Source organism: Campylobacter sp. US53, assembly GCF_004378995.1.
In the GTDB taxonomy this organism is placed as follows: Bacteria; Campylobacterota; Campylobacteria; order Campylobacterales; family Campylobacteraceae; genus Campylobacter_D; species Campylobacter_D jejuni.
The window spans coordinates 110,117-122,178 of record NZ_RYYH01000002.1 but is presented as its reverse complement, the minus strand read 5'-3'; the positions used below and the strand labels follow the sequence as shown (position 1 = coordinate 122,178).

Sequence of the window (12,062 nt, the reverse complement as noted above, 5' to 3'; positions counted from 1 at the left end):
CTTTTTCTTGTATGTTTTATTTTTATCAAATGTGTAAATAATCTACAAAAATTTAAATTAGCTTTTAAAATTTTTCTATTTTTTTTAAAAAATACTAAAAATATGTAATACTAAAATTAGATTTGTTTAGGAGCAGCCATGAAGAATACTTTAAAAAAGAATTTTTTCACTTTGATTTTGCTTTCTTTTTGTGGCTCTATTATTTATGGTTTGCCTTATTTTAGAAAGTATTATTATGATGATTATATGGCTTTATATCATTTAGATAATTTTCAAATGGGTTTATTAGGTAGTGCTTATGGTTTGTTAGGACTTTTTTCTTATGCTTTGGGTGGATATTTAGCAGATCGTTTTGCTCCTAAGAAGCTTTTGATCTTTTCTTTGGTGGCTACAGGATGTGGGGGTTTGCTTCATCTTTATTTTACTTCGCTTAAGGCTCTTATGATTATTTATGGGCTTTGGGGTATTACTTCGCTTCTTACTTTTTGGCCTTCTTTGATGAAAATCATACGCACTTTAGCCAGCGAGCAAGAGCAAGCAAGAGCTTATGGGGTCTTTGAAGGGGGTCGTGGTGTGGTTAGCGCTATACATTTAGCTATTGCTACGGCTATTTTTGGCTATTTTCAAACCAAGGCTTTAGCTTCTAAGGGTATAGAGATGATTATCATTTTTTATTCTTTAGCTCCTATAATTAGTGCAGTGATTTTGTTTTTTCTTTTAAAAGAGAGTAAGCATGAGAAAAGTGAAAATTTAAAATGGAGTGATTTTTTATCTCTTATTAAAAATCCTGCTTTATGGCTTGTGGTGGCCATCACTTTTTGTACTTATTTTTTCAATATGAGTTTTTATTATTTTACCCCTTATGCGAGTAATGTTATAGGCACTTCTGCTGTATTTGCAGCTATTTTAGCGGTTTTAGCCTCTTATATACGCCCCATTGCTTCTATAGTAGGTGGTTTTGTAGCTGATGGTTTTGGAAAGGCTAAGGTTATGTTAGTGGGTTTTGTAACTATGGGACTTGGAGTGGTGCTTTTAATGTTTAGTGCTTATTGGGGTGGTTTTATACAAATGGTGGCTTTAACCTTAGCTTGTGTGATTGTTTATGTGGCTATGTATTCTAATTTTAGTATTTATTATTCTTTATTAAGCGAGGGTAAAATTCCTGTACATTTAGCTGGTATGGCCATAGGTATAGTTTCTACTTTTGGATATTTACCTGAAGTTTTTGCACCTGTTTTAGCCGGAGATTTGCTTGATAAATATCAAGGAGTAAAGGGTTTTCATATCTATTTTAGTATCATGATTGCTATGGCTATTATGGGTGCTATTTTTTGTTTGCTTTGGATAAAAAAATACAATAAAAAAGGAAAAAAATATGAAGAAAATAATTAAAGATTTTAAATTTAAAGTGAAAGTGATAGAAAATATTTGGATCACTTTAAAAGATGGCACAAGGCTTTCTTCTAGAATTTGGCTTCCACAAACCGATGAAAAACTTCCTGCTATTTTAGAATACATTCCTTATAGAAAAAATGATGGTACAAGAACAAGAGATGAACCTATGCATGGCTATTTTGCAGGCAATGGTTATGTTGTTGTAAGAGTGGATATGAGAGGCAGCGGGGAATCTGATGGACTCTTAAGAGATGAGTATTTAAAGCAAGAACAAGATGATGCCTTAGAGCTTATAGAATGGATAGTCAAACAAGAATGGTGCAATGGCAAAGTAGGCATGATGGGTAAGTCTTGGGGTGGTTTTAATTCTTTACAAGTGGCTGCTAGAAGACCTAAGAATTTAAAAGCCATTATAGTAGTGGGTTTTACCGATGATAGATATAACGAAGACATACATTATAAAGGCGGGTGCTTACTCAATGATAATTTTTGGTGGGGCAATATCATGCTTGCTTATCAAGCCCGTTTTGTAGATCCAAAAATCGATCCAAATGGAAGAGAGAAATGGCTTCATAGACTTGAAAATATGCCTTTATGGCCTGCTTTATGGATGGAACATAATTTAAAGGATAAGTATTGGAAACATGGCTCGGTGAGTGAAAATTATGAGGATATACAAGTACCTGTTTTTGCTTTAGATGGATGGGCTGATTCTTATACCAATCCTGTTTTTACTCTCATGCAAGGTTTAAAGGTTCCAAGAAAAGCCATTATAGGCCCTTGGGCTCATGTTTATCCGCACGATGGTTTTCCGGCTCCTGCTATGGGATTTTTACAAGAAGCTTTAAAATGGTGGGATAAATGGCTAAAAGATGAAGATAATGATGTTCTTGATTGTCCTATGATACAAGCTTATATAGAAGATCCTTTAAAACCTAGTTCTAAAGTGAGTGAGGTTAAAGGGCGTTTTGTGGGATTAGAAAGTTATCCTAGTAAGGATATAAATTATCATACCTATTTTTTAAATCCTTATAGACTCACTCAAGAAAAAAGCAAGCAAAGCATTAAGATTAATACCCCACAAAATCATGGACTTTTAGCTGGAGAGTGGATGGGAGCAGCCGTTTTGGGAGAAAGTCCTGCAGATCAAAGATTAGATGATGGTTTAGCTGTGGTTTTTGAAAGTGAAATTTTGCAAGATGAGCTTGATGTTTTAGGTTATCCTTTGTTAAAAGTGAAATTAAATAGCGATAAGCCTAAAGCTATGCTTTTTGCACAACTTAGTGAAGTAAGGGAGGATGGCTTTGTACAAAGGGTGAGCTATGGGGTTTTAAATTTAGCCTTAAATAAAGAAAGAAGTGAATTTACACCCTTGATAAAAAATGAATGGATCCAAAGAGAACTAAGGCTTGATTGTTGTGGGCATCGTTTTGCTAAGGGATCTAAGATAAGACTTTCTTTGGCTACAACCTTTTGGCCTATGTTTTGGCCTATGCCTGAAAATGTGACCTTGACTTTGGATTTAAATGAATGCGATTTTGCTTTACCTGTTTTTAGTGGCAAGGATAGCAATAAAGTGAATTTAGAAGCTCAAAGCGCTCCTTTAACTCCTCTTACTTTGCTTAAAGAAGGTAGGGTAGATAGGAGTATAACTTATGATATTTTAAGCGATACTTACACTTGTATAACCGATGGAGTGGGTGGAGTTTTTGGCGAAGGTGTTTATAGATTTGATGAGATTGATGTTTTAGTAGAACACAATCTTAAAAGAGAGCTAGTCCTTCAAAATGAAGATCCTCTAAGTGCTAAATACACTATCACTCAAAAGATGAAAATTGGTAGGGAAAATTGTATGATGGATGCTGATATTATTCTTACTCAAACCAGTGATAAGGAGTATTTTTATATCAAGGGTAAAATGCAGGTTAAGGAAAATGAAAAACTTGTCTTTGATAAAAATTATAATTATAAAACTCTAAGAAAGAGTTTGTAAATCCTAGATAATTAAACCTAAATTTATCAGGTTTAATTAAAAATTATGAAGAATATAATTAATTTATCCTAGGTTTTTGCTTTAAAAATAAAAACACAATGCACACTATAAAAATTACTATTGACCATATTAAAAAAGCATCTACAAGACCCATTTGTCTAACGATGGGTTGAGAGATAATAGGACTTAAAAATTGTCCTAAAAATATACAACTTGCTAAAATTCCATAAGCCCTAGCGCGAGCATTTTCAGGACAGATTGAAAAAAGATAAGCCGTATTATTTACAAGCATAATACCTCCACCCATTCCAAGCAAAGCTAAGGTGATTAAAACTGTGAAAAAGCTATCTACTAAAAAAAGCAGCAAAAAAGAACAAGATACGATAAAAAGAGTTAAAACATAGATAGTTTTAATACTTAAGAATTTTATAATATATCTATAGCTTAGAGAGAAAAAACCATAACATAGTGCAGATACAGACATCGAAATACCTATATATTTAGGATCCAATCCTAAATGTTCTTCTATATAGTAAGGAAGTTGAGTTGGCGAAATATAATAAACTACCATGATAAAAAAACCTATAAAATAGATAGGGAAAAATTGCCAATAATTTGTTTTTGCTTCTATTTTTGTATGATTATAGAATTTAAATTTTCTAGGTTCAAAAAGATAAATGATAGCCATTAAGGTAATTAAAATTCCAAGTCCATATACTAAAAAAGGATAACGCCAAGAATAACTCGAAACAAATCCTGCAATAGAAATAAAAACAGCACCCCCTACCGCACAAAAAAATCCTTGAAGACTTAAAGCATTTTCTCTGCGATTAAAGCCACCACGACTATAATAATCTCCAAGTAAAGCCGAAGCACCTGTCATTATAAAAGCAGTTGCCATACCAAAAATAGCTCTTGAAGTCAGTATAGCATAAATATCATTTAAGAAAAAGCCACTTACTCCAGAAATAGTCCAAACCACCATAGCTGGAAGAATGAATTTTAATTTGCCAAATTTATCCATTAAAATACCAGCAAATGGAGATAAAATGACAACAAAAATAGCAGGGATGGTTAAAACTAAGCGAACAAGTATATCAAGATGGGCTAATGTGAAACTTGAAGCAAGAGTAGCGCCACTTTGGGTTAAAAGTTCTTCAAAATGTCTGTTGATAGCAGGCAGAGCAGATGAAATGACCACACTTCCTAGCATAGTCATAGCGGCCATAGAAAACACAGCCGCTTTAAATCCGGACTTTTCAGTAATTTGAATTATTTTTTTATCCATTTTCGTGTCATTTGGATGAAATTTATAAGTTTTGCCATTCATAATTTTTGCCTTTTTTGTTTTATTATACTCTAAAAATTATGGTTTGTATTTAAAATTACTTAAAATTATATTTTATTTATTTTGTTATGATAGTTTTGTTTTTAAAATATTTTAGCTTGATTAAAATATATTTTATAAGTAGAATTTTAAATATTTTTAGCTAAATTCAGCTTTTTATTTAACAAGGGTGCAAAATGAAGAAAAATTTAATCATAGTAGAATCTCCTGCAAAAGCTAAAACCATAGGAAATTTTTTGGGAAAAGATTATGAAGTTATCGCTTCTAAAGGACATATTAGAGATTTGCCTAAATCAAGCTTTGGGATTAAAATAGAAGATGATGAATTTATCCCTGAGTATAGAATCACAAGTGATCATAGCGCCTTAGTTAAAGAACTTAAAAGCAAGGCTAAAGATGCCAAAGAAGTCTATCTTGCAACGGATGAGGATAGAGAAGGAGAGGCTATAGCCTACCATATTGCAAAAGCTATAGGAAAAGATGAAAACACCTTACCACGTATTGTTTTTCATGAAATCACTAAAAACGCTATAGAAAATGCTTTAAAAAATCCAAGAAAATTAGATATGCACTCTGTAAATGCTCAGCAAACTAGACGCCTTTTAGATCGCATTGTAGGATATAAACTCAGCCCCTTATTGGGACAAAAAATTCAAAGAGGGCTTAGCGCAGGGCGTGTTCAAAGTGCGGCTTTAAAGATCATAGTCGATCGTGAAAAAGAAATTCGTGCCTTTGTACCCCTAGAATACTTTAGTATAGATATGATTTTTCAAAAAGATTTAGATGCAGAACTGGTTGAGTTTGACAAAGCTAAGATAGAAAAACTTACCATTGCCAACAAAGATCGTGCTAAGCTTATACTAGAGGCTTGTAAAAATGAAGCTTATGTTATAAGCGACATTGAAAGCAAAGAAAGAAAAATCGCTCCGCCGCCTCCTTTTATGACTTCAACCTTGCAACAAAGTGCTAGCAATCGCCTTGGTTTTAACCCTAAAAAAACCATGATGATAGCTCAAAAACTCTATGAGGGAGTAAATACCCATGAAGGCGTGATGGGGGTTATTACCTACATGAGAACCGATAGTTTAAATTTAGCCAAAGAAGCTATAGAAAATGCAAGAAAATTCATACAAGCAAATTTTGGCAAAGACTATCTTCCAAGCAAAGCAAATGTATACACTACAAAAGCCAAAGGTGCTCAAGAAGCTCATGAAGCTATACGCCCTACAAATTTAAGTTTTACTCCAGAAATTGCGGCCAAATTTTTAGACAAAGATGAGCTAAAACTTTACACACTCATTTATAATCGCTTTTTAGCCTGTCAGATGAACCCTGCTATTTCTCAAACTCAAAATGTATTTGTAAAAAATGATAGAGCAGTTTTTAAAATAAGCGGTAGAAAAATCCTTTTTAATGGATATTATAAAGTTTATGGTGATATGGATAAGGATAAAATTTTACCAAATTTTAAAATAGGTGAAAATTTAAAAATACAAAATTTAGAAATGAACTCGCATTTTACCGAACCACCTTCAAGGTATTCAGAAGCAGGACTTGTAAAAAAACTTGAAAGTTTAGGCATAGGTCGTCCTTCTACCTATGCGCCAACCATTTCTATACTTACAAGCCGTGATTATGTAAAAATAGATAAAAAACAACTCATTCCTAGCGATGTTGCTTTTAATGTAACCGAAGTGCTTGAAAAAAATTTTAGCGATATAGTAGATAGTAAATTTACTTCAAACCTTGAAAATACCTTAGATGAAATCGCAGAAGATAAGGCAGACTGGCAAGAAACTTTAAAAGAATTTTACTATCCTTTTATGAGAAAAATCGAAGAAGGAAAAACAAAAATTGCTAGTCAAAAAACTGTCACAAAACTAGGTGAAAGTTGTCCTGATTGCGGCGGGGAACTTGCTATTAGAAAAGGGCGTTTTGGAGAATTTGTAGCGTGTTTAAATTTCCCAAAATGCAAGTATTCAAGAAATTTAAAAAGTGAAAGTAAAAATGAAAGCGAAGATACTGCCGCAAAAGCTAAAGCTAATGGTACAGGTATTACTTGTCCAAGTTGTCAAAAAGGTGAAATCGTAGAACGCTTTTCAAAACGCGGTAAATTTTATGGCTGTAGTGCTTATCCAAAATGCAATTTTATAAGCAAATACAAACCAAGTGAAGAAAAATGCGAAGAGTGTGGCGAAACTTTAGTGATAAAAGAGCTTAAAAAAGGTACATTCTTAGAATGCTTAAAGTGCAAAATCAAAAAAGAAATGAAGGATTAGAATGCAAATCATGCTTTGTGCTATTTCAAATATAGCGAGTGGAAATTGTTCAGAAGACTGTAAATACTGTACCCAAAGTGCCCATGTAAAAACAGATATTCAAAAATATCGTCGCAAAGAACTTTCACAAATCGTTTTAGAAGCGAAAATGGCAAAGAAAAATGAAGCCTTGGGTTTTTGTTTGGTTACAGCAGGACTTGGGCTTGATGATGAAAAGCTTGAGTATGTTTGTGAGGCTGCTAAGGCTGTGCAAAAAGAAGTGCCTAATTTGCTTTTAATTGCCTGTAATGGTATGGCAAGTGTGGAACAACTCAAAGAACTTAAAAAAGCAGGAATTTTTTCTTATAATCACAATCTTGAAACTTCTAAGGAATTTTTTCCACAAATTTGCACCACTCATACTTGGGAAAGTAGATTTCAAACCAATTTAAACGCTAAAGAAGCAGGACTTATGCTTTGTTGTGGTGGAATTTATGGTATGGGTGAGAGTGAAGAAGATAGGCTAAGTTTTAGAAAATCTTTGCAAGAATTACAGCCTTTTTCAACGCCTATTAATTTTTTTATAGCCAATGAAAATTTAAAACTACAAGTTCCAAGACTTAGTGCTGATGAAGCTTTAAAAATCGTGCGTGACACCAAAGAGGCTTTACCGCAAAGCGTGGTAATGGTAGCAGGTGGGCGTGAAGTGGTATTGCAAGAAAGGCAGTATGAAATTTTTCAAGCAGGTGCTGGGGCTATTGTTATAGGGGATTATTTAACCACTAAAGGTGAAGAACCAAGTCAAGATATAGTAAAATTAAAAGAAATGGGATTTACTTTTGCATCAGAGTGTCATTGATCCGCAAGGTTTAATTGATCTAAAAATTCTTATTGTTATAGCTTTATGCTTACTTTTTTCTCCGCATATTGCAAAAATTTTACGCTTGCCTCTTTCAGCTACTGAAATTATTTTAGGGGCAATAATAGCATATTTTGGTTTCATAGGAAAAAGTGAAAATTTTGCACTTTTAGCCAATGTAGGTTTTTATTATCTAATGTTTATAGCGGGCATGGAGGTAAATTTAAGAGCCTTTTTTAATATGGATAAAGAAGTTGTCAAAAAAAGTTTTTTTTATATTTTTTTACTTTACGCTTTATCTTCTCTTATAGTATGGATTTTTGGACTTTCTTTAGTATTTGTTATCATTATACCTGTGATGAGTGTAGGGCTTTTATCTTTGCTTTTTAAGGATTTTGGAAAAGAGTGTTATTGGCTAAATATTGCTATGATAGTAGCTACTTTAGCTGAGGTGATTTCTATTGTGCTTTTGACTATAGCGGGAGCTTTTTTGCGCGAAGGAACAGATATTATTGATGTAGCGCAAAGTATTTTATATCTTAATATCTTTTTGGGGCTTTGTTTACTCGGATTTAAAATGCTTGGTGTGCTTTTTTGGTGGTATCCTCAGCTTAAAGTTGTGCTTATGCCATGGGAAGATAAAAATGAAAAAGATATAAGATTTTGTATGGCCATTTTTATACTGATCATTGTTGCTATGGTTATTACAAAACTTGAAATCGTTCTTGGTTCTTTTATAGCAGGTTCATTTATAGCTACTTTTTTTGATCATAAAAAAGATCTTGAGCACAAGCTTTCTACTTTTGGACACGGGTTTTTGATCCCTATTTTTTTTATCCATATAGGTTCAACCTTTGATCTTAAAATGATTTTAGATTATAAAATCGTTTTACAAGCATTTTTACTTATGTTTGTTATGGTGGGTTTAAGAATTTTATGTGCAAGTGTTTTTTTAAAAAGAATTGGTTTTAAAAATATGATTTTATTTGGTCTTAGTCATTCTATGCCTTTAACCTTGCTTATAGCAACAGCTACTTTGGGTTATTCGGGCAAGGTTATTGATGAGAAGCTTTATTCAGCACTTATTTTAACAGCGTTATTTGAGGCTATTATTGTTATGAGTATGATTAAATTTCTTTCTAATTCTAAAAAATGAAAGTTACTTTTTTACTCAAAAAAGCAAACAAAATCTTAAAAATTTAATAATAAAAAACTCATAATCGTCCTTTTTTGTTAGAATTAATAAAAGCAACAATAAAAGGAGCGAAAATGTCAAATTCCGTTACTATAACCGATAATAGAAATGGAAAAAGCTATGAATTTCCTATATATGATGGTACAACTGGGCCAAGCGTTGTAGATATGTCAAGTTTTTATAAACAAACAGGAATGTTTTCTTATGATGAGGGCTTGACTTCTACAGCTACTTGTAAATCAAAAATCACTTATATTGATGGAGAAAACGGGATCTTAATGCACCGTGGCTATCCTATAGAGTGGCTTGCTGAAAACAAACTTTATTTAGATGTGGTTCATCTTTTACTTTATAAAGAACTACCCGATGCTACGCGTCTTGAAGCGTTTCGTTATGAAATGAAAAAACGTTCTTTTATCCATGAAGGTATGCATCGTCTTTTTGATTCTTTCCCTGATAATGCTCATCCTATGGCAGTTTTACAAGGTGCTGTTTCATCGCTTAGTGCTTTTTATCCTGATCATTTAAACATGAATGTAAAAGAAGAATATATGGAAATGGCAGCTAGAATAGTCGCTAAAATCCCTACTATAGTCGCCACCGCTTATAGATATAAACATGGCTTTCCTATGGCTTATCCAAATTTAGATCGTGGTTTTACAGAAAATTTCTTATATATGCTAAGAACCTATCCTTACGATCATGTGGAGCTTAAACCTATAGAAGTAAAAGCACTTGATACAGTTTTTATGCTTCATGCAGATCATGAGCAAAATGCTTCAACTTCAACGGTTCGTGCTGTGGGTTCAACTCATGCTCATCCTTATGCCTGTATAGCAGCAGGTATTGGTGCACTTTGGGGTCATGCACATGGTGGAGCTAATGAAGGTGTTATTAGAATGCTTGAGCAAATAGGTAGTGTTGATAGGGTAGATGAATTCATTAAAAGAGCTAAAGATAAAAATGATCCTTTCCGCTTGATGGGCTTTGGGCATAGGGTTTATAAAAATTTTGACCCTAGAGCAAAAGTGCTTAAAAAACTTCGTGATCAACTTATTGATGAGTTGGATATTGATACCAATCTTATTAAAGTAGCAACTCGTATAGAAGAGATTGCTTTAAGTGATGATTATTTTGTTCAAAGAGGGTTATATCCGAATGTTGATTTTCATAGCGGACTTATTTTAAAAGCCTTAGGTATTCCAAATGAAATGTTTGCTACTTTATTTGTTATAGGGCGCACCCCAGGATGGATAGCTCAGTGGATAGAACAAAAAGAGCAAGAAAGTCTTAAAATAGTCCGTCCAAGACAACTTTATTTGGGTGAAACTAGTAAAGTTTAATTAAAATTTTTGTGGAAATTAAAAATTCCACAAAATCTTCTTGTATAATTTTAAAAAATCTTATAGAAAGTCTTATAATCATGCTTAATCTTGATAAATTTTTAGAAATTGCTATAAATGCTAGCAATCAAGCTTCTAAAGCTATTTTAGAAGAGAGAAAAAATTTCAAAACTTGGGAAAAAGAAGATAAAAGCCCGCTTACATCAGCAGATCTTGCTTCTAATAAAATTCTAAATGATATTTTAGGTTCTACGGATATTAAAATTTTATCAGAAGAAAAATTACTCAGCAAAGAAGAGTGTGAAGAATTAAAAACTTTTTGGCTTATCGATCCTCTTGATGGAACAAGTGGTTTTTTAAAAGGCAGTGATGAATTTTGCGTTATGATAAGTTTGGTTCATGACAATCGCCCTGTTTTATCGCTTATACAAAATCCATCAAAAGGTGATATATTCTATGCTCATGCAAAAACCAAGGTTTATAAAAACGATAAACCTTTGCAAATTGACCAGCAAGAATACGAGAAAAATAAATATAAAGCCTTATTGAGTGTTAATCATCTTAGCAAAGAAGATGAAGACTTTGCAAAAGAGTATCAACTAGAAGCTATTAATATAGGCTCTGGATTGAAATTTTGTGCTATTTTAGAGGCTAGGGCAGGAGTTTATAAAAGATTTGAAAAGCTTAATATTTGGGATATTGTAGCAGGAGATTTTTTGATTAATCAAAATGGAGGATTTATGGGCGATTTTTCTAAAAAATACATTTTATATAACCCTTTAAATTATAAATCCAGTCCTTTTATTTGTGTTTCATCTAGGAATTTTTTACAAGATTTTTTATAAAATAAAGAGTATAATTTTATATTTAAATAGTTTATAAGGATGAAGATGAGGTATTGTTTCATTTTGTTTTTAAGTTTAGTTTTAAGTTCTAATCTTTTAGCGAATAATTTTTCTCAGAAAAAGGTTATTAAAATTGAAAAAAGCGCAGATAGCTTTGAAGTAATAGATCTAAATCAAAATGTTGCAAATCCAAATTTAAATCAACAAAAAGCATTGTTTGATAGTTCTACTTTAATTGAAAAAAAATCGCAAATCACCAAAGATAAGGATATTGATTTTGCTATTGTATTAACTTCTAGGAAAAATTTTGGTTATTTTTTAGATGGTTTTAGGGTGAGTGATAAGGAATTTTCTACATTATTTGCTAAAAATTTGATTCAAAGTTTAAAGCTTAATTGGGTTAATTCTGTTGCAAATGGTATTTATCAAAGTCCTAAAACTTTGTCATATTTTAGCCCTAAAGATGCAAAACTTATAAATGTAAGTCCTTTTTTAACACAAGAAAAAGATAAGGCTAAAATGTATGCTAAATTTACAGATTATGTTGTGGTGGTAAATTTGCAAGATTTTTATGTAAATATTACAAATTATTTTATCACAACTAGTAAAGAGGGTGTGGCTAATGTTAATTTTAAAATTATTTCTACAAGGAATGGAAAAATTCTTGCAGCAAAAAATGCAGAATTAAATTTGACATTAAAAGATCAAGATGCAAAACAAAATTATCAAGATATTGTAAATCAAATGCCAAAAATGTTAGCTAGTGTTATAGATAATGAAATAAAAAAATTAAAATCAACTATCAATTAATTTAAAGATATATTGA

Annotated in this window: 9 protein-coding genes; 8 read left to right on the top strand and 1 reads right to left on the bottom strand. The window is 32.1% G+C overall.

The genetic code is table 11. The features are described 5' to 3' along the window. Positions 1 to 138: 138 nt before the first annotated feature. A complete protein-coding gene (locus ELQ05_RS02765; protein ID WP_070316603.1) occupies positions 139 to 1,392 on the top strand; it encodes a nitrate/nitrite transporter in 1,254 nt (417 codons plus the stop codon). Continuing rightward, positions 1,376 to 3,388 carry a CocE/NonD family hydrolase gene (locus ELQ05_RS02760; RefSeq protein WP_070316602.1) on the top strand — a complete coding sequence of 671 codons (2,013 nt, stop codon included), beginning with the start codon at positions 1,376 to 1,378 and terminating at the stop codon, positions 3,386 to 3,388. Before ELQ05_RS02765 ends, ELQ05_RS02760 begins: the two co-directional genes overlap by 17 nt. A gap of 58 nt (positions 3,389 to 3,446) precedes the next feature. On the opposite strand, the gene ELQ05_RS02755 is transcribed toward ELQ05_RS02760, so the two are convergent. Then, positions 3,447 to 4,718, bottom strand: coding sequence for an MFS transporter (locus ELQ05_RS02755; RefSeq protein WP_070316601.1), 1,272 nt, complete (start codon positions 4,716 to 4,718; stop codon positions 3,447 to 3,449). A 194-nt stretch (positions 4,719 to 4,912) separates the two neighbouring features. Between ELQ05_RS02755 and topA the strand changes: the two genes are divergently transcribed. From topA to ELQ05_RS02725, 6 genes are all read left to right on the top strand, one after another. Beyond that, the gene (gene topA / locus ELQ05_RS02750) at positions 4,913 to 7,015 is read left to right on the top strand and encodes a type I DNA topoisomerase (RefSeq protein WP_070300799.1); all 2,103 of its coding nucleotides are present in this window, start codon (positions 4,913 to 4,915) and stop codon (positions 7,013 to 7,015) included. Between the two features lies 1 nt (position 7,016). Next, positions 7,017 to 7,853 carry a biotin synthase gene (locus ELQ05_RS02745; protein ID WP_002932087.1) on the top strand — a complete coding sequence of 279 codons (837 nt, stop codon included), beginning with the start codon at positions 7,017 to 7,019 and terminating at the stop codon, positions 7,851 to 7,853. Continuing rightward, on the top strand, positions 7,834 to 9,009 hold the full coding sequence (locus tag ELQ05_RS02740; RefSeq protein WP_070300798.1) for a cation:proton antiporter: 1,176 nt from the start codon (positions 7,834 to 7,836) through the stop codon (positions 9,007 to 9,009). The genes ELQ05_RS02745 and ELQ05_RS02740 overlap by 20 nt, the downstream gene beginning before the upstream one ends. A 113-nt stretch (positions 9,010 to 9,122) precedes the next feature. After that, positions 9,123 to 10,391 (top strand): citrate synthase, encoded by a 1,269-nt coding sequence (locus tag ELQ05_RS02735; protein WP_070316600.1) that lies wholly within the window; start codon positions 9,123 to 9,125, stop codon positions 10,389 to 10,391. An 80-nt stretch (positions 10,392 to 10,471) separates the two neighbouring features. Then, positions 10,472 to 11,236, top strand: coding sequence for a 3'(2'),5'-bisphosphate nucleotidase CysQ (locus ELQ05_RS02730; RefSeq protein WP_044306343.1), 765 nt, complete (start codon positions 10,472 to 10,474; stop codon positions 11,234 to 11,236). A gap of 39 nt (positions 11,237 to 11,275) precedes the next feature. Beyond that, the gene (locus ELQ05_RS02725) at positions 11,276 to 12,046 is read left to right on the top strand and encodes a hypothetical protein (protein ID WP_079862121.1); all 771 of its coding nucleotides are present in this window, start codon (positions 11,276 to 11,278) and stop codon (positions 12,044 to 12,046) included. The last annotated feature ends 16 nt before the right edge of the window (positions 12,047 to 12,062 follow it).

Coding starts and splice junctions, on each gene's coding strand:
- ELQ05_RS02765 (WP_070316603.1), top strand. CDS start 139: ATGAAGAATACTTTAAAAAAGAATTTTTTCACTTTGATTTTGCTTTCT.
- ELQ05_RS02760 (WP_070316602.1), top strand. CDS start 1,376: ATGAAGAAAATAATTAAAGATTTTAAATTTAAAGTGAAAGTGATAGAA.
- ELQ05_RS02755 (WP_070316601.1), bottom strand. CDS start 4,718: ATGAATGGCAAAACTTATAAATTTCATCCAAATGACACGAAAATGGAT.
- topA (WP_070300799.1), top strand. CDS start 4,913: ATGAAGAAAAATTTAATCATAGTAGAATCTCCTGCAAAAGCTAAAACC.
- ELQ05_RS02745 (WP_002932087.1), top strand. CDS start 7,017: ATGCAAATCATGCTTTGTGCTATTTCAAATATAGCGAGTGGAAATTGT.
- ELQ05_RS02735 (WP_070316600.1), top strand. CDS start 9,123: ATGTCAAATTCCGTTACTATAACCGATAATAGAAATGGAAAAAGCTAT.
- ELQ05_RS02730 (WP_044306343.1), top strand. CDS start 10,472: ATGCTTAATCTTGATAAATTTTTAGAAATTGCTATAAATGCTAGCAAT.
- ELQ05_RS02725 (WP_079862121.1), top strand. CDS start 11,276: ATGAAGATGAGGTATTGTTTCATTTTGTTTTTAAGTTTAGTTTTAAGT.